At 63.6% G+C, this 17,951-nt stretch carries 13 protein-coding genes and 1 tRNA gene; all 14 read left to right on the forward strand.

Going from position 1 to position 17,951, the window contains the following annotated elements; genetic code table 11:
* The coding region (gene tuf / locus CRO07_RS02705) for an elongation factor Tu (protein WP_097029153.1) at positions 1 to 1,176 on the forward strand (1,176 nt) is incomplete at its 5' end.
* A 151-nt stretch (positions 1,177 to 1,327) separates the two neighbouring features.
* A tRNA-Trp gene (locus tag CRO07_RS02710) sits at positions 1,328 to 1,403 on the forward strand.
* Positions 1,404 to 1,490: 87 nt separating this feature from the next.
* Positions 1,491 to 1,685 carry a preprotein translocase subunit SecE gene (gene secE / locus CRO07_RS02715; protein WP_097029154.1) on the forward strand — a complete coding sequence of 65 codons (195 nt, stop codon included), beginning with the start codon at positions 1,491 to 1,493 and terminating at the stop codon, positions 1,683 to 1,685.
* Positions 1,686 to 1,845: 160 nt separating this feature from the next.
* Positions 1,846 to 2,382 (forward strand): transcription termination/antitermination protein NusG, encoded by a 537-nt coding sequence (nusG, locus tag CRO07_RS02720; RefSeq protein ID WP_097029155.1) that lies wholly within the window; start codon positions 1,846 to 1,848, stop codon positions 2,380 to 2,382.
* Between the two features lie 93 nt (positions 2,383 to 2,475).
* Positions 2,476 to 2,928, forward strand: a complete 453-nt coding sequence (gene rplK / locus CRO07_RS02725; protein WP_097029156.1) for a 50S ribosomal protein L11 — start codon at positions 2,476 to 2,478, stop codon at positions 2,926 to 2,928.
* A 3-nt stretch (positions 2,929 to 2,931) separates the two neighbouring features.
* Positions 2,932 to 3,630 carry a 50S ribosomal protein L1 gene (gene rplA / locus CRO07_RS02730; RefSeq protein WP_097029157.1) on the forward strand — a complete coding sequence of 233 codons (699 nt, stop codon included), beginning with the start codon at positions 2,932 to 2,934 and terminating at the stop codon, positions 3,628 to 3,630.
* 239 nt (positions 3,631 to 3,869) lie between these two features.
* On the forward strand, positions 3,870 to 4,385 hold the full coding sequence (gene rplJ / locus CRO07_RS02735; protein ID WP_097029158.1) for a 50S ribosomal protein L10: 516 nt from the start codon (positions 3,870 to 3,872) through the stop codon (positions 4,383 to 4,385).
* A 69-nt stretch (positions 4,386 to 4,454) separates the two neighbouring features.
* Complete coding sequence (gene rplL / locus CRO07_RS02740) at positions 4,455 to 4,829, forward strand: 50S ribosomal protein L7/L12 (protein WP_097029159.1); 375 nt, start codon at positions 4,455 to 4,457, stop codon at positions 4,827 to 4,829.
* Positions 4,830 to 5,073: 244 nt separating this feature from the next.
* Positions 5,074 to 9,207 (forward strand): DNA-directed RNA polymerase subunit beta, encoded by a 4,134-nt coding sequence (rpoB, locus tag CRO07_RS02745; protein ID WP_097029160.1) that lies wholly within the window; start codon positions 5,074 to 5,076, stop codon positions 9,205 to 9,207.
* Positions 9,208 to 9,285: 78 nt separating this feature from the next.
* The gene (gene rpoC, locus CRO07_RS02750) at positions 9,286 to 13,533 is read left to right on the forward strand and encodes a DNA-directed RNA polymerase subunit beta' (protein ID WP_097029161.1); all 4,248 of its coding nucleotides are present in this window, start codon (positions 9,286 to 9,288) and stop codon (positions 13,531 to 13,533) included.
* A gap of 267 nt (positions 13,534 to 13,800) precedes the next feature.
* Positions 13,801 to 14,727, forward strand: coding sequence for a DMT family transporter (locus CRO07_RS02755; protein ID WP_097029162.1), 927 nt, complete (start codon positions 13,801 to 13,803; stop codon positions 14,725 to 14,727).
* Positions 14,728 to 14,939: 212 nt separating this feature from the next.
* Positions 14,940 to 15,311: a 30S ribosomal protein S12 gene (rpsL, locus tag CRO07_RS02760; RefSeq protein ID WP_002722481.1), complete on the forward strand. Its 372-nt coding sequence runs from the start codon at positions 14,940 to 14,942 to the stop codon at positions 15,309 to 15,311.
* A gap of 12 nt (positions 15,312 to 15,323) precedes the next feature.
* Positions 15,324 to 15,794, forward strand: coding sequence for a 30S ribosomal protein S7 (gene rpsG, locus CRO07_RS02765; protein ID WP_002722484.1), 471 nt, complete (start codon positions 15,324 to 15,326; stop codon positions 15,792 to 15,794).
* Between the two features lie 24 nt (positions 15,795 to 15,818).
* A complete protein-coding gene (fusA, locus tag CRO07_RS02770) occupies positions 15,819 to 17,936 on the forward strand; it encodes an elongation factor G (protein ID WP_097029163.1) in 2,118 nt (705 codons plus the stop codon).
* Positions 17,937 to 17,951: the final 15 nt, after the last annotated feature.

The raw sequence follows: 17,951 nt of genomic DNA on the forward strand, positions 1-17,951 counted from the left end.
ATGGCAAAGGCAAAGTTTGAACGTAACAAACCGCACGTCAACATCGGCACGATTGGCCACGTTGACCACGGCAAGACGACGCTGACGGCTGCGATCACGAAGTATTTCGGCGAGTTCCGCGCCTATGACCAGATCGACGGCGCGCCGGAAGAGCGGGCCCGCGGGATCACGATCTCGACCGCGCACGTCGAGTATGAATCGGAATCGCGTCACTATGCGCACGTCGACTGCCCCGGCCACGCCGACTATGTGAAAAACATGATCACCGGCGCGGCGCAGATGGACGGCGCGATCCTGGTGGTGAACGCGGCCGACGGCCCGATGCCGCAGACGCGCGAGCACATCCTGCTCGGCCGTCAGGTGGGCATTCCCTACATGGTCGTCTACATGAACAAGGTCGACCAGGTGGACGATCCGGAACTTCTCGAACTGGTCGAGATGGAGATCCGTGAACTTCTGTCGTCCTACGACTACCCCGGCGACGAAATTCCGATCATCAAGGGTTCGGCGCTGCACGCGATGAACGGCACCGAGAAGGAAATCGGCGAGGATTCGATCCGCGCGCTGATCGCGGCGGTGGATGAATACATCCCGACCCCGGCCCGCGCCGTGGACCAGCCGTTCCTGATGCCGGTCGAAGACGTGTTCTCGATCTCGGGCCGCGGCACGGTTGCCACCGGCCGGATCGAGCGCGGCGTGGTGAAGGTCGGCGAGGAACTGGAAATCGTCGGCATCCGCCCGAACAAGAAGACGGTCTGCACCGGCGTCGAGATGTTCCGCAAGCTGCTCGACCAGGGCGAAGCGGGCGACAACGTGGGCCTTCTGCTGCGCGGTGTGGACCGCGACGGGATCGAGCGCGGCCAGGTGCTGTGCAAGCCCGGCTCGGTGAAGCCGCACACCAAGTTCGAGGCCGAGGCCTACATTCTGACGAAAGAGGAAGGCGGCCGTCATACGCCGTTCTTCGCGAACTACCGTCCGCAGTTCTACTTCCGCACGACCGACGTGACGGGCACGGTGGAACTGCCGGAAGGCACCGAGATGGTGATGCCGGGCGACAACCTGAAGTTCAACGTCGAACTGATCGCCCCCATCGCCATGGAAGAAAAACTGCGCTTCGCCATCCGTGAAGGCGGCCGCACCGTCGGCGCAGGCGTCGTCTCGAAAATCATCGCCTGATCCGGTTCGGATCGGCGGGGCAGGGCGCGTGGAGAGATCCGCGCGCCCTTGGCTTGTTCGGACCGGCCTGCGGCGGCGTATCGCATTCGCGCGAGGGCGTAAATTCGGGCTTGCATTCGCGCCGCTGCTGTCTTACCTCGCGGGCAGGCTTAGGAGTTTAGCTCAGTTGGTAGAGCATCGGTCTCCAAAACCGAGGGTCGTGGGTTCGAGTCCCCCAACTCCTGCCAAGCCTTTTCCGCGCGACATCGCCTGACGCCTTGAACTTTCGCCGCCGACGGCGTATCTGCCGCGCGACGCTTCCAGAGGACGAGACGATGGCCAAGGCGAACCCGTTCCAGTTCATTTCGCAGGTGCGCAGCGAGGTCTCGAAGGTGACCTGGCCGGGGCGGCGCGAGGTGGTGCTGACCACCGTCATGGTTTTCGTGATGGCGGCGCTGACGGCGACCTTCTTCTCGCTGGTCGATTTCGGCATCCGTCAGGGCCTGAGCCTGCTGCTGACCTTCTTCTGACATTTGCGCTTGATTGACGGGGGGGCTGCCTGTAATCGGGCGGTGACTTGGCAAGGGCCGGCGCGCAGCGATTCGGGTTGCGCGCTGTTTTTTGTTCTGGGGGCGGACGCAGGTTCGCCGGATGAGGCGGGAAATCCCCGCGCGAAGAGGTGGTCGAGGCATGGCGAAACGTTGGTATTCGGTAAGCGTTCTCTCGAATTTCGAGAAGAAGGTTGCCGAGCAGATCCGGACGGCCGTGGCGGACGCCGGGTTGCAGGATGAGATCGACGAAGTGCTGGTCCCCACCGAAGAGGTGATCGAGGTCCGGCGCGGCAAGAAGGTCACGTCCGAGCGGCGCTTCATGCCGGGCTATGTGCTGGTTCACATGGAAATGTCGAACCGCGGCTATCACCTGATTTCCTCGATCAACCGGGTGACGGGGTTCCTTGGGCCGCAGGGCAAGCCGATGCCGATGCGCGATTCGGAAGTGAACACCATTCTGAACCGGGTCGAGGAAGGCGAGGCGCAGCCGCGCAGCCTGATCCGCTATGATGTGGGTGAGACGGTGAAAGTGACCGATGGCCCGTTCGAAGGCTTTTCGGGCATGGTCGAGGATGTGGATGAGGATCATTCGCGTCTGAAGGTGACTGTCTCGATCTTTGGCCGGGCGACCCCGGTCGAGCTGGAATTCACGCAGGTTGCCAAGGGTGGCATCTGACGTGGCGATCGTGGGAGGCGAGCGCGCCCTGAGGGCGTGACGAACCGGACCACTAAATTGCCCCTTCGGGGGTGGTGACAGAGGAGAGGCCAGATGGCCAAGAAGATTATCGGCAGCCTCAAGCTGCAAGTGAAGGCGGGGCAAGCCAACCCGTCCCCGCCGGTCGGTCCGGCGCTGGGTCAGCGCGGCCTGAACATCATGGCCTTCGTGAAGGAATTCAACGCGAAGACCGCCGATCTGGAGCCGGGCACCCCGACCCCGGTCATCATCACCTATTACCAGGACAAGTCGTTCAGCCTCGAGCTGAAGACCGCTCCGGCCTCGTTCCTGCTGAAGAAGGCCGCGGGCCTTCCGCCGGTGGGCAAGCGCAACCGCGCCAAGGGTTCGGCCAAGCCGGGCCGCGACGTCGCGGGAACCGTGACCGTCGCGCAGATCCGCAAGATCGCTGAAGCGAAGATGAAGGATCTGAACGCCAACGACATCGAAGCGGCGATGCAGATCATCCTTGGCTCGGCCAAGTCCTGCGGCATCGAGGTCAAGGGGTAAGTCATGGCCAAGGTTGGAAAACGGACGCGCGCGGCGCGTGAAGCCTTTGTCGGCAAGGATCTGATCTCGGTCGAGGATGCGGTTGCGCTGATCAAGGGCGCGGCCTCGGCGAAGTTCGACGAGACGCTGGAAGTGGCGATGAACCTGGGTGTCGACCCGCGTCACGCTGACCAGATGGTGCGCGGTGTCGTCACTCTGCCGAACGGCACGGGCAAGACCGTGCGCGTGGCGGTGTTCGCCCGCGGTGCCAAGGCCGATGAGGCCAAGGCCGCCGGTGCCGACATCGTCGGCGCCGAAGACCTGATGGAAACCATCCAGTCCGGCAAGATCGAGTTCGATCGCTGCATTGCGACCCCGGACATGATGCCGCTCGTCGGCCGTCTGGGCAAGATCCTCGGTCCTCGCAACCTGATGCCGAACCCCAAGGTCGGCACGGTGACGATGGATGTGGCGGGTGCCGTCGGTAACGCCAAGGGCGGCGAGGTGCAGTTCAAGGTCGAGAAGGCGGGCGTGATCCATGCCGGCGTCGGCAAGATCTCGTTCGAGGCCGACAAGCTGGCCGAGAACGTCCGCGCCTTCGTGGAAGCCGTGACCCGCGCCAAGCCGGCGGGGGCGAAAGGCACCTATGTGAAGAAGGTGTCGCTGTCCTCGACCATGGGACCGGGCGTTTCGGTCGACCTGTCGTCGGCCGCCAGCCACTGAGGCTGGGCCACTGAAGAATTTCCGTGCTTTCGGGCACGGGATGGCGGGGCGGCGACGCCCCGTCCTGTCCGAGACGGCGGGTGGGGGTAACCCCTTAATCTCCTGCCTGAGATGGGGAACGAGACAGATTTCCGGGGCGACTCGCAGGATCTTGGCTCGGGACCACATCGCGGACCCGAACGCCCCGCTTGCGGGGCAGAAGTGAGCCGGGGGGAAACCCCCAAACTTGGAGTGAAACTGTGGATAGAGCCCAGAAAGAGAAAGTGGTCGAGGAACTCGGCCAGATCTTCGCAAGCTCTGGCGTGGTCGTGGTTGCGGCCTACGCAGGCGTCACGGTTGCTCAGATGCAGGACCTGCGCGCGCAGATGCGTGCCGTTGGCGGGTCCGTTCGCGTTGCCAAGAACAAGCTCGCCAAGATCGCCCTTGCTGGTCAACCCTGTGAAAACATGGCTGATCTGCTGACGGGCATGACCGTGATGGCCTATTCCGAGGACCCCGTCGCTGCGGCGAAGGTTGCGGATGCCTATGCCAAGAAGAACGACAAGTTCGTGATTCTCGGCGGGGCAATGGGCGACACGATCCTGGACCAGGCCGGTGTGAAAACCGTGGCCGCCATGCCGTCGCGCGAAGAGCTTATCGCTCAGATCGTGTCGTGCATCGGTGCGCCCGCGTCGAGCATCGCCGGGGCCATTGGCGCACCTGCTTCTAACATCGCCGGCATCCTCTCCACCCTGGAGGAGCGGGAAGCCGCTTGAGCAATCTCGTCGACCTGCGTGGGTTGTCGCCCACCATGTTGGACCCCATCTTGAAGAACGGAACAGAAAATGGCTGATCTGAACAAACTCGCCGAAGACATCGTTGGTCTGACCCTGCTCGAAGCCCAAGAGCTGAAGACCATCCTGAAAGACAAATACGGCATCGAGCCGGCCGCCGGTGGCGCCGTCATGATGGCCGGCCCGGCCGCGGCTGCCGCCCCGGCCGAAGAAGAAAAGACCGAGTTCGACGTCGTCCTGACCGACGCCGGCGCCAACAAGATCAACGTGATCAAGGAAGTGCGCGCGATCACCGGTCTTGGCCTGAAAGAAGCCAAGGATCTGGTGGAAGCCGGTGGCAAGGTGAAAGAGGCCGCTTCGAAGGCCGACGCCGAAGCCATGAAGAAAAAGCTGGAAGAAGCCGGCGCGAAAGTCGAGCTGAAGTAATCCGGCGGATGCCTCGCGCATCCAGAGGTTGAAAACGGGCTGGGTCCGACGGATAGTCGGGCCCAGCCGAACCTGTCTCGGAAGAGGCTTCGCTGCGAAGCCCCTTCCAAGGCGCGGTTCGAGGTTCGGGAGCCCGCCGGTGGGACGGCGGGCGTGAATGGGACCTCACCCCCTGCTTCGCAAGCGGCGCATGCCCGTGGCCCGACGGTCCGTGCGCCCGCGAAAACGAAAGGTGACTTCGAGCATGGCTCAGAGCTACGTTGGCCAGAAACGTATCCGCAGGTATTATGGCAAGATCCGGGAAGTCCTGGAGATGCCGAACCTGATCGAGGTTCAGAAATCCTCTTACGATCTGTTCCTGAAGTCCGGCGACGGGCCGAAGGCTGCCGATGGCGAAGGCATCCAGGGCGTCTTTCAGTCGGTGTTCCCGATCAAGGACTTCAACGAGACCGCCGTGCTCGAGTTCGTGAAATACGAGCTGGAGAAGCCCAAGTATGACGTGGACGAGTGCCAGCAGCGCGACATGACCTATGCCGCCCCGCTGAAGGTGACCCTGCGTCTGATCGTGTTCGATGTCGACGAGACCACCGGGGCCCGTTCGGTCAAGGACATCAAGGAGCAGGACGTCTACATGGGCGACATGCCCCTGATGACCGCGAACGGCACGTTCATCGTGAACGGGACCGAACGCGTGATCGTCAGCCAGATGCACCGCTCTCCGGGCGTGTTCTTCGACCATGACAAGGGCAAGACCCATTCCTCGGGCAAGCTGCTGTTCGCCTGCCGGATCATTCCCTATCGCGGTTCGTGGCTTGACTTCGAATTCGACGCCAAGGACATCGTGTTCGCCCGCATCGACCGCCGCCGGAAGCTGCCGGTGACGACGCTGCTCTATGCGCTTGGCATGGATCAGGAAGGCATCATGGATGCCTATTACGAAACGGTCGACTTCAAGTATCAGAAGAACCGCGGCTGGGTCACCCGGTTCTTCCCCGAGCGTGTGCGCGGCACCCGTCCGAGCTATGATCTGGTGGATGCGGCCTCGGGCGAGGTCATCCTGAAGGCGGGCGAAAAAGCCACGCCGCGGATGGTCAAGAAATGGATCGACGACGCCCAGATCACCGAGCTTCTGGTGCCGTTCGATCACATCGTCGGCCGCTATGTCGCCTGCGACATCATCAACGAGGAAACCGGCGAGATCTGGGTCGAAGCCGGCGACGAACTGACGATGGAGTATGACCGCGACGGCGAGGTGAAGGGCGGCACGCTGAAGCTCTTGCTCGATCAGGGCATCACCGACATTCCGGTGCTGGACATCGACAACGTCAACGTCGGCCCCTACATCCGCAACACCATGGCGGCGGACAAGAACATGGGCCGCGACACCGCGCTTATGGACATCTACCGCGTGATGCGCCCGGGCGAGCCGCCGACCGTCGAGGCCGCGTCGAACCTCTTCGACACGCTGTTCTTCGACAGCGAACGCTATGACCTGTCGGCCGTCGGCCGCGTCAAGATGAACATGCGTCTGGATCTGGGCAAGCCCGACACCCAGCGCACGCTGGACCGCGACGACATCATCGCCTGCATCAAGGCGCTGACCGAACTGCGCGACGGCAAGGGCGAGATCGACGATATCGACCACCTCGGCAACCGCCGGGTGCGCTCGGTCGGCGAGCTGATGGAGAACCAGTATCGCGTCGGCCTGCTGCGCATGGAGCGCGCGATCAAGGAGCGGATGTCCTCGGTCGAGATCGACACGATCATGCCGCAGGACCTGATCAACGCGAAGCCGGCCGCGGCCGCGGTGCGCGAGTTCTTCGGCTCGTCGCAGCTGTCGCAGTTCATGGACCAGACCAACCCGCTGTCGGAAGTCACCCACAAGCGGCGTCTGTCGGCGCTGGGGCCGGGCGGTCTGACCCGCGAACGTGCCGGCTTCGAGGTTCGCGACGTTCACCCGACCCACTACGGCCGGATGTGCCCGATCGAGACGCCGGAAGGCCAGAACATCGGTCTGATCAACAGCCTCGCGACCTTCGCGCGGGTGAACAAATACGGCTTCATCGAGACCCCCTACCGCAAGGTGATCGGCGGAAAGGTGACCGACGAGGTCGTCTACATGTCGGCGACCGAGGAAATGCGCCACACTGTGGCGCAGGCCAACGCGTCGCAGGATGAGGAAGGCCGGTTCGCGGAAGACCTGATCTCGTCGCGCAAGGCCGGCGAATTCATGCTGAACCCGGCCGATGCGATCGACCTGATCGACGTGTCGCCGAAGCAGCTTGTATCGGTTGCGGCCTCGCTGATCCCGTTCCTTGAAAACGACGACGCCAACCGTGCGCTGATGGGCTCGAACATGCAGCGGCAGGCGGTGCCGCTGTTGCAATCCGATGCGCCCTTCGTGGGCACGGGGATCGAGGCCGTGGTGGCGCGTGACAGTGGCGCGGCCATCATGGCGCGGCGTGCCGGCGTGATCGATCAGGTGGACGCCACCCGGATCGTGGTCCGGGCGACCGAGATGCTGGAACCCGGCGAGCCGGGCGTCGACATCTACCGTCTGCGCAAGTTCAAGCGGTCGAACCAGTCGTCCTGCATCAACCAGCGCCCGCTGGTGAAGGTGGGCGATGTGGTGGCGCGTGGCGAGGTGGTGGCCGACGGCCCCTGCACCGACATGGGCGAACTGGCCCTTGGCCGGAACGTGGTCGTGGCCTTCATGCCGTGGAACGGCTACAATTATGAAGACTCGATCCTGATCTCCGAGCGTATCCTGCGCGACGACGTCTATACCTCGATCCACATCGAGGAATACGAGGTCGCCGCCCGCGACACCAAGCTTGGGCCGGAAGAGATCACCCGCGACATCCCGAACGTCGGCGAGGAAGCCCTGCGCAACCTCGACGAGGCCGGCATCGTCTATATCGGTGCCGAAGTGCAGCCGGGCGACATCCTCGTGGGCAAGATCACGCCGAAGGGCGAAAGCCCGATGACGCCGGAAGAAAAGCTGCTGCGTGCGATCTTTGGCGAAAAGGCGTCGGACGTGCGCGACACCTCGCTGCGGCTGCCGCCGGGGGCCTATGGCACCATCGTTGAAGTTCGGGTCTTCAACCGCCACGGCGTCGACAAGGACGAACGCGCGCTTCAGATCGAGCGTGAGGAAGTCGAACGCCTCGCCCGCGACCGCGACGACGAACTCGCGATCCTTGAGCGCAACATCTATTCGCGGCTCAAGACGCTGATCATGGGCAAGGTCGCCGTGAAAGGGCCGAAAGGCATCAAGGCCGGGTCCGAGATCAACGACGAGTTGCTGTCCACGCTGTCGCGCGGGCAGTGGTGGCAGCTTGCCCTTGGGGAAGAAGCCGACGCCAAGGAAGTCGAGGCGCTCCACGAGCAGTTCGAGGCGCAGAAACGCGCGCTTGATCACCGCTTCGAGGACAAGGTGGAAAAGGTCCGCCGCGGCGACGACCTGCCTCCGGGCGTGATGAAGATGGTCAAGGTGTTCGTGGCGGTGAAGCGCAAGCTGCAACCGGGCGACAAGATGGCCGGTCGTCACGGCAACAAGGGCGTCATCTCGAAGGTGGTCCCGATCGAGGACATGCCGTTCCTTGCCGACGGCACCCATGTCGATCTGGTGCTGAACCCGCTGGGCGTGCCGTCGCGGATGAACGTCGGGCAGATTCTGGAAACCCACATGGGCTGGGCCGCGCGCGGTCTGGGCATCCAGATCGACGAGGCGTTGCAGCAGTATCGCCGCTCGGGCGACCTGACCCCGGTCAAGGAAGCCATGCGTCTGGCCTATGGCGACGAAACCTATGAGGGCGCGTTCGCTGACCGCGATGACGAGGATCTGGTTGAAATGGCCAGCCGCGTCACCAAGGGCGTGCCGATCGCGACCCCGGTCTTCGACGGCGCGAAAGAGCCGGACGTGAACGACGCGCTGCGCCGTGCGGGCTTTGACAAAAGCGGGCAGTCCATCGTGTTTGACGGCCGCACGGGCGAGCAGTTCGCCCGTCCCGTCACCGTGGGCGTCAAGTACATGCTGAAGCTGCACCACCTTGTCGACGACAAGCTGCACGCGCGTTCCACGGGGCCGTATTCGCTGGTGACCCAGCAACCGCTGGGCGGCAAGGCGCAGTTCGGTGGCCAGCGTCTGGGTGAGATGGAGGTCTGGGCGCTGGAGGCTTACGGCGCCGCCTACACGCTTCAGGAAATGCTGACCGTGAAGTCGGACGACGTGGCGGGCCGCACCAAGATGTACGAGTCCATCGTCAAGGGTGAAGACAACTTCGAGGCCGGCGTGCCGGAATCGTTCAACGTGCTTGTCAAGGAAGTGCGTGGCCTTGGCCTCAACATGGAACTCCTGGATGCGGATGAAGAATAACGGCCGCGCGCTTCTTCGGGCTTCGGCCCGGGGAAGCGCCCCGTTCTTCGACCGCAACCTCCTTTCAGGGAACAGGAAATGAACCAGGAACTGTCGACCAATCCGTTCAACCCGGTTGTGCCGGTCAAGACCTTCGACGAGATCAAGATCTCGCTCGCCTCGCCGGAACGGATCCTTTCGTGGTCCTATGGCGAGATCAAGAAGCCCGAGACCATCAACTACCGGACCTTCAAGCCCGAGCGCGACGGCCTGTTCTGCGCCCGGATCTTCGGGCCGATCAAGGACTACGAATGCCTTTGCGGCAAATACAAGCGCATGAAGTATCGCGGCGTCGTCTGCGAGAAATGCGGCGTGGAAGTCACGCTGCAAAAGGTGCGCCGCGAACGCATGGGCCATATCGAACTGGCGGCGCCGGTGGCGCATATCTGGTTCCTGAAATCGCTGCCGTCGCGCATCGGCCTGATGCTGGACATGACGCTGCGCGATCTGGAGCGTATCCTTTACTTTGAAAACTACGTCGTCATCGAGCCGGGCCTGACCGACCTGACCTACGGCCAGCTGATGACCGAGGAAGAGTTCCTTGACGCGCAGGACCAGTATGGCGCCGACGCCTTCACCGCCAACATCGGCGCCGAGGCGATCCGCGAGATGCTGTCGGCGATCGATCTGGAGCAGACCGCCGAGACGCTGCGCGAAGAGCTGAAAGAGGCGACGGGCGAACTCAAGCCGAAGAAGATCATCAAACGGCTGAAGATCGTTGAATCCTTCCTCGAGTCGGGCAACCGGCCGGAGTGGATGATCCTGACCGTGCTGCCGGTGATCCCGCCGGAACTGCGCCCGCTGGTCCCGCTGGACGGCGGCCGGTTTGCCACGTCGGACCTCAACGACCTGTATCGCCGCGTCATCAACCGGAACAACCGTCTGAAACGGCTGATCGAGCTGCGCGCGCCGGACATCATCGTCCGGAACGAAAAGCGGATGCTTCAGGAAGCCGTCGACGCGCTGTTCGACAACGGCCGCCGCGGCCGCGTCATCACGGGCACCAACAAGCGTCCGCTGAAGTCGCTGTCCGACATGCTGAAGGGCAAGCAGGGCCGGTTCCGCCAGAACCTGCTTGGCAAGCGCGTGGACTTTTCGGGTCGTTCGGTCATCGTGACCGGGCCGGAGCTGAAGCTGCACCAGTGCGGCCTGCCGAAGAAGATGGCGCTCGAACTGTTCAAGCCGTTCATCTATTCGCGGCTTGAGGCGAAGGGCCTGTCCTCGACCGTCAAACAGGCGAAGAAGCTGGTCGAGAAAGAGCGCCCCGAGGTCTGGGACATCCTTGACGAGGTGATCCGCGAGCATCCGGTGCTGCTGAACCGCGCGCCGACGCTGCACCGTCTGGGCATTCAGGCGTTCGAGCCGATCCTGATCGAAGGCAAGGCGATCCAGCTTCACCCGCTGGTCTGCTCGGCGTTCAACGCCGACTTCGACGGTGACCAGATGGCCGTTCACGTTCCGCTTTCGCTGGAAGCCCAGCTGGAAGCGCGCGTGCTGATGATGTCCACGAACAACGTGCTGTCGCCCGCCAACGGTGCGCCGATCATCGTGCCGTCGCAGGACATGGTTCTTGGCCTCTATTACACCACGATGGAGCGCAAGGGCATGAAGGGCGAGGGCATGGCCTTCGCCTCGGTCGAGGAAGTGGAACACGCCCTTGCCGCCGGCGAGGTGCATCTGCACGCCCGCATCATCGCCCGGATCAAGCAGATCGACGACGAAGGCAACGAGGTCATCAAGCGGTATGAGACCACGCCGGGCCGCCTGCGGCTGGGCAACCTTCTGCCGCTGAACGCCAAGGCGCCGTTCGAACTGGTCAACCGGCTTCTGCGGAAGAAGGACGTTCAGAACGTCATTGACACCGTCTACCGCTACTGCGGCCAGAAAGAGTCGGTGATCTTCTGCGACCAGATCATGGGCATGGGATTCCGCGAGGCGTTCAAGGCCGGCATCTCGTTCGGCAAGGACGACATGCTGATCCCGGACACCAAATGGCCGATCGTGAACGACGTTCGCGAGCAGGTGAAAGAGTTCGAACAGCAGTATATGGACGGCCTGATCACTCAGGGCGAGAAGTATAACAAGGTTGTCGACGCCTGGTCCAAATGCTCGGACAAGGTGGCCGGTGAGATGATGGCCGAGATCTCGGCCGTCCGGTATGACGATGCCGGCGCCGAGAAAGAGCCGAACTCGGTCTACATGATGTCCCACTCGGGCGCGCGGGGCTCGCCCGCGCAGATGAAGCAGTTGGGCGGGATGCGCGGCCTGATGGCCAAGCCGAACGGCGAGATCATCGAGACGCCGATCATCTCGAACTTCAAGGAAGGTCTGACCGTTCTTGAATACTTCAACTCGACCCACGGCGCCCGGAAGGGTCTGGCCGACACCGCGCTGAAGACGGCGAACTCGGGTTACCTGACGCGGCGTCTGGTGGACGTGGCGCAGGACTGCATCGTGCGCAGCCACGATTGCGGCACCGAGAATGCGATCACGGCCTCGGCCGCGGTGAACGAAGGCGAAGTGGTCAGCCCGCTGTCCGAACGTGTGCTGGGCCGTGTCGCGGCCGAGGACATCCTTGTTCCGGGCACCGATGAAGTGGTGGTCGCCAAGGGCGAGCTGATCGACGAACGCCGCGCCGACCTGATCGATCAGGCGAACGTGGCGCTGGTGCGCATCCGCAGCCCGCTGACCTGCGAGGCCGAAGAAGGCGTCTGCGCCATGTGCTACGGGCGCGACCTTGCCCGCGGCACGCTGGTCAACATCGGCGAGGCGGTCGGCATCATCGCCGCGCAGTCGATCGGTGAACCCGGCACGCAGCTGACGATGCGGACGTTCCACATCGGCGGCATCGCGCAGGGCGGTCAGCAGTCGTTCCTTGAAGCCAGCCAGGAGGGCCGGATCGAGTTCCGCAACCCCAACATCCTTGAAACCGCCGTGGGCGATCAGATCGTCATGGGCCGCAACATGCAGATCGCCATCATCGACGAGGCCGGTCAGGAACGCGCGACCCACAAGATCACCTATGGCGCCAAGGTCCACGTCAAGGACGGGCAGGTGGTCAAGCGTGGCAACCGCCTGTTCGAATGGGACCCCTACACCCTGCCGATCATTGCCGAAAAGGACGGTGTGGCGCGGTTCGTGGATCTGATCTCGGGCATTTCGGTCCGCGAGGATACCGACGAAGCGACCGGCATGACGCAGAAGATCGTGTCCGACTGGCGTTCGGCGCCCAAGGGCGGCGATCTGAAGCCGGAAGTGATCCTGATGAACCCGGAAACCGGCGATCCGGTGCGCAACGAGGCCGGAAACCCGATCTCGTATCCGATGTCGGTCGAGGCCATTCTGTCGGTCGAGGATGGTCAGGCCGTCCGCGCCGGCGACGTGGTGGCGCGTATCCCGCGCGAAGGCGCCCGGACCAAGGACATCACCGGGGGTCTTCCCCGCGTGGCGGAACTGTTCGAAGCCCGTCGCCCGAAGGATCATGCCATCATCGCCGAGAACGACGGCTATGTGCGCTTTGGCAAGGACTACAAGAACAAGCGCCGCATCACGATCGAGCCGGTGGACGAGACGCTTCAGGCCGTCGAATACATGGTGCCCAAGGGCAAGCACATCCCGGTGCAGGAAGGCGACTTCGTGCAGAAGGGTGACTATATCATGGACGGCAACCCGGCTCCGCACGACATCCTGCGGATCATGGGGGTCGAGGCGCTGGCGAACTACATGATCGACGAGGTGCAGGAGGTCTATCGACTGCAAGGCGTGAAGATCAACGACAAGCACATCGAAGTCATCGTGCGGCAGATGCTGCAAAAATTCGAAGTGCTTGATTCCGGCGAGACCACGCTGCTCAAGGGCGAGCATGTCGACAAGGCCGAACTGGACGAGGTCAACGACAAGGCCAACCAACACGGGATGCGTCCGGCCCATGCCGAACCGATCCTGCTCGGCATCACCAAGGCGTCGCTGCAAACCCGCAGCTTCATCTCGGCGGCCTCGTTCCAGGAAACGACCCGCGTGCTGACCGAAGCCGCGGTTCAGGGCAAGCGCGACAAGCTGGTCGGGCTGAAAGAGAACGTGATCGTCGGCCGGCTGATCCCGGCCGGGACGGGCGGGGCGACCTCGCGCGTCAAGAAGATCGCGCATGACCGCGACCAGATCGTGATCGACGCCCGCCGCGCCGAGGCCGAGGCCGCTGCGGCGTTGGCAGCCCCCGTCGACGAGGTGATCGACCTTGGCCCCGAGGATTCGGGTCTGGTCGAGACGGTGGAAAGCCGCGACGAGTGATCGTCCGCGTCTGAGACAAGGCCCCCGCACCGAAAGGCGCGGGGGCCTTATTCTTTGGCGGGGTCGGTTCCTACGCCTGTCGGGCCACGCCGACGGCAGGTCTGGTTGCTTGCCCCGGTTCGGGCCGGACGGTTGCCCCTGCGCGGCTTTGCGGTCGGCTTGGGTCCATTCTTGCGGTTTGGGTCGGGACCACGCCGCCATTCGGGTGGTTCCGCCCTTTTCCCCGCCTTTTGTGCCGGATAGCCTTCCTGCACAGACGGAGGTTCCATGCAGCTCTCGGACAATTTGCGCGGCGCTGTCGCCATGACGGTGGCGATGGCGGCCTTCACCGTGAACGACGCGCTGATGAAGGCCGTAACCCAGACCATGCCGCTGTTTCAGGCCATCGCCTTGCGTGGTCTGATCACGCTGCCGCTGCTTTTGCTTTACGGTGGGGTGGTGGGCGGATTGCGGTGGCGACTGCCGGCGCCCGACCGCAAGCTGCTGTCGATCCGTGCGGGGGCGGATCTTCTGGCCACCATCACCTATCTGTCGGCGCTGATGGTGCTGCCGCTGGCCAATCTGGTGGCGATTCTGCAATCCCTGCCGTTGGCGGTGACCCTGGCCGCGGCCCTGTTCCTGCGCGAGCCGCTGGGATGGCGGCGGCTCACCGCGATTCTGATCGGTTTTTGTGGGGTTCTTCTGATCGTGCGGCCGGGGGCCGAAGGCTTCAGCGTCTGGTCGCTGCTGGGGTTGGCGTCTGTCGCCTGCGTGGTGGCGCGGGATCTGTCGACGCGGCGGCTTGGGGCGGGGGTGCCTTCGGCGACGGTCGCGCTGTGGACTTCGGCGGCGGTTACGGTTATGGGGCTTGCCGGCACGGCGGCGACCGGCTGGCTGCCGGTGACGGGCGCGCAAGGCGGGCTGATCCTGGGCGCGGCTGTGGCGCTGATCGTGGGCTATCTGTTCATCGTGGCGGCGATGCGCGGTGGGGACATCGCCTTTGTCTCGCCGTTCCGCTACACCGCGATGATCTGGGCCATCGGTCTGGGCTGGCTGATGTTTGCCAATCTGCCGGATGGGGCGACGCTTCTCGGCTCGGCCATCGTTGCCGCCACCGGCATCTTCACGCTGTGGCGCGAGGCAAGGGGGCAACGGGCGCGGAAGGAAGCATCTGTTGACATCCCCCGCGACTCCCCCTATACGCCGCCTACCTGACCTGCGGTCTTCGCGGCCGCGGTCACGTCCAATGAACTGATGTGGTCATGATCCGGGCCCTGCGCCCCGATCCTCTGGAATTCCACCGCGTCGTCCCCGCCAAAGGGACGTCCGCGGTTTTGGTGTTTGTGATGAACAAATGCCGTGAACGGCGCCCCCCGACCGGATCCGGGCAGGCGTGAATGAAACGGGTTGCAACACGGGGAACGTGAATGCCAACGATCCAACAGCTCATCCGCAAGCCGCGGGAGCCGAAACGAGTCCGCTCCAAGTCGCAGCACCTGGAGTCCTGCCCGCAGAAGCGTGGCGTCTGCACGCGCGTCTACACCACGACGCCGAAGAAGCCGAACTCCGCTATGCGTAAGGTCGCCAAGGTCCGCCTGACCAACGGCTTCGAGGTGATCTCCTACATCCCCGGCGAAAAGCACAACCTGCAAGAGCACTCCGTCGTGCTCATCCGCGGCGGCCGCGTGAAAGACCTTCCCGGCGTGCGTTACCACATCCTGCGCGGTGTCCTCGATACCCAGGGTGTCAAAGATCGTCGTCAACGCCGTTCGAAATACGGCGCGAAGCGTCCGAAATAAGGAGATCCGGGTATGTCCCGTCGTCACGCAGCCGAAAAGCGCGAAATCCTGCCCGACGCCAAGTTTGGCGATACGGTGCTGACCAAATTCATGAACAATCTGATGATCGACGGCAAGAAGTCGGTCGCGGAATCCATCGTGTACAACGCGCTCGACCGGGTTCAGACCCGTCTGAAGCGCGAGCCGCTGGAAGCCTTCCACGAGGCGCTCGACAACGTGAAGCCCTCGGTCGAAGTGCGCTCGCGCCGCGTCGGCGGGGCCACCTACCAGGTTCCGGTCGAAGTCCGCACCGAGCGCCGTGAGGCCCTTGCGATCCGCTGGCTGATCACCGCCGCGCGCAAGCGCAACGAGAACACGATGGAAGAGCGTCTCGCCGCCGAACTGGCCGATGCCTGCAACAACCGCGGGACGGCCGTGAAGAAGCGCGAAGACACTCACAAGATGGCCGACGCGAACAAGGCGTTCAGCCATTACCGCTGGTAACCCTTCAGCCTGAGGACCACCTGGATGGCACGCGAATACCCCCTCGAGCTGTACCGCAACTTCGGGATCATGGCTCACATCGACGCCGGCAAGACGACGACGACCGAGCGGATCCTGTTCTACACCGGCAAGAACCACAAGATGGGCGAGACGCATGAGGGCGCCTCGACCATGGACTGGATGGAGCAGGAGCAGGAGCGGGGGATCACCATCACCTCGGCCGCGACCACGACCTTCTGGGAGCGCACCGAGGATGGCAAGACCCCGCAGACCCCGAAGCACCGCTTCAACATCATCGACACCCCCGGCCACGTCGACTTCACCATTGAAGTCGAACGCTCGCTGGCGGTTCTCGACGGGGCCGTGTGCCTTCTGGACGCCAACGCCGGCGTCGAGCCGCAGACGGAAACCGTCTGGCGGCAGGCTGACCGCTACAAGGTTCCGCGGATCGTGTTCGTCAACAAGATGGACAAGATCGGCGCCGACTTCTTCAAATGCGTGAAGATGATCAAGGACCGCACCGGCGCCACTCCGGCCCCGATCGCCCTGCCGATCGGCTCGGAAGACAAGCTGGAAGGCATCATCGACCTCGTGACGATGAAGGAGTGGGTCTATCTTGGCGAGGATCTCGGGGCCTCGTGGGAAATCCGCGACATCCGTGACTCGCTCAAGGCGGAAGCCGATGAGTGGCGCGGCAAGCTGATCGAGCTCGCCGTCGAGCAGGACGACGAGGCGATGGAAGCCTATCTCGAAGGCACCGAGCCCGACGTTCCGACCCTGCGGAAGCTGATCCGCAAGGGCTGCCTCAGCATGGCCTTCGTTCCGGTGACCGCGGGGTCCGCGTTCAAGAACAAGGGCGTGCAGCCGGTCCTGAACTCGGTGATCGACTACCTGCCGTCGCCGATGGACGTGCCGGCCTACATGGGCTTCCTGCCGGGCGACGAGACCGAGACGCGGAACATCCCGCGCTCGGCCGATGATGCGCAGCCCTTTGCCGCGCTGGCGTTCAAGATCATGAACGACCCCTTCGTGGGCTCGCTCACTTTCACCCGTCTCTATTCGGGCGTGCTCAAGAAGGGTGACCAGATGGTCAACTCGACGAAGGGCAAGCGCGAGCGTGTGGGCCGGATGATGATGATGCACGCCATCAACCGGGAAGAGATCGACGAAGCCTTCGCGGGCGACATCATCGCGCTGGCCGGCCTGAAAGAGACCACCACCGGCGACACCCTCTGCGACCCGAACCATCAGGTCGTCCTGGAAACCATGACCTTCCCCGAGCCGGTGATCGAGATCGCCGTCGAGCCGAAGACCAAGGCCGACCAGGAAAAGATGGGCATCGCCCTTGCGCGTCTGGCCGCTGAAGACCCGTCCTTCCGCGTCGAAACCGACTTCGAGTCGGGGCAGACGATCATGAAGGGCATGGGTGAACTTCACCTCGACATCCTCGTGGATCGCATGAAACGCGAGTTCAAGGTCGAGGCGAACATCGGTGCGCCGCAGGTGGCCTACCGCGAGACCATCTCGCGCGAAGCCGAGATCGACTATACGCACAAGAAACAGACCGGGGGCACCGGGCAGTTCGCGCGCGTGAAGCTTGTCATCACCCCGACCGAGCCGGGCGAGGGCTACTCGTTCGAATCGAAGATCGTGGGCGGTTCGGTGCCGAAGGAATACATCCCCGGCGTCGAAAAGGGCATCAAGTCGGTCATGGACTCGGGCCCGCTGGCCGGCTTCCCGGTGATCGACTTCCGCGTGGCGCTGATCGACGGGGCCTTCCACGATGTCGACTCGTCGGTACTGGCGTTCGAGATCGCGGCGCGGGCCGGCATGCGTGAAGGCCTGAAGAAGGCCGGCGCGAAGCTGCTCGAGCCGATCATGAAGGTCGAAGTGGTGACCCCGGAAGAATACACCGGCGGCATCATCGGCGACCTGACCTCGCGTCGTGGCATGGTGCAGGGGCAGGACACGCGCGGCAACGCCAACGTGATCAACGCCTTCGTGCCGCTGGCCAACATGTTCGGCTACATCAACACGCTGCGCTCGATGTCGTCGGGCCGGGCCGTGTTCTCGATGTCGTTCGACCATTACGATGCGGTGCCGCAGAACATCTCGGACGAGATCCAGAAGAAATACGCATAAGCGCGGTGGGCGTTC

The organism is Cereibacter ovatus (assembly GCF_900207575.1).
GTDB lineage: Bacteria > Pseudomonadota > Alphaproteobacteria > Rhodobacterales > Rhodobacteraceae > Cereibacter_A > Cereibacter_A ovatus.

Coding starts and splice junctions, on each gene's coding strand:
- secE (WP_097029154.1), top strand. CDS start 1,491: ATGGCCAAGGCGAACCCGTTCCAGTTCATTTCGCAGGTGCGCAGCGAG.
- nusG (WP_097029155.1), top strand. CDS start 1,846: ATGGCGAAACGTTGGTATTCGGTAAGCGTTCTCTCGAATTTCGAGAAG.
- rplK (WP_097029156.1), top strand. CDS start 2,476: ATGGCCAAGAAGATTATCGGCAGCCTCAAGCTGCAAGTGAAGGCGGGG.
- rplA (WP_097029157.1), top strand. CDS start 2,932: ATGGCCAAGGTTGGAAAACGGACGCGCGCGGCGCGTGAAGCCTTTGTC.
- rplL (WP_097029159.1), top strand. CDS start 4,455: ATGGCTGATCTGAACAAACTCGCCGAAGACATCGTTGGTCTGACCCTG.
- rpoB (WP_097029160.1), top strand. CDS start 5,074: ATGGCTCAGAGCTACGTTGGCCAGAAACGTATCCGCAGGTATTATGGC.
- rpoC (WP_097029161.1), top strand. CDS start 9,286: ATGAACCAGGAACTGTCGACCAATCCGTTCAACCCGGTTGTGCCGGTC.
- CRO07_RS02755 (WP_097029162.1), top strand. CDS start 13,801: ATGCAGCTCTCGGACAATTTGCGCGGCGCTGTCGCCATGACGGTGGCG.
- rpsL (WP_002722481.1), top strand. CDS start 14,940: ATGCCAACGATCCAACAGCTCATCCGCAAGCCGCGGGAGCCGAAACGA.
- rpsG (WP_002722484.1), top strand. CDS start 15,324: ATGTCCCGTCGTCACGCAGCCGAAAAGCGCGAAATCCTGCCCGACGCC.
- fusA (WP_097029163.1), top strand. CDS start 15,819: ATGGCACGCGAATACCCCCTCGAGCTGTACCGCAACTTCGGGATCATG.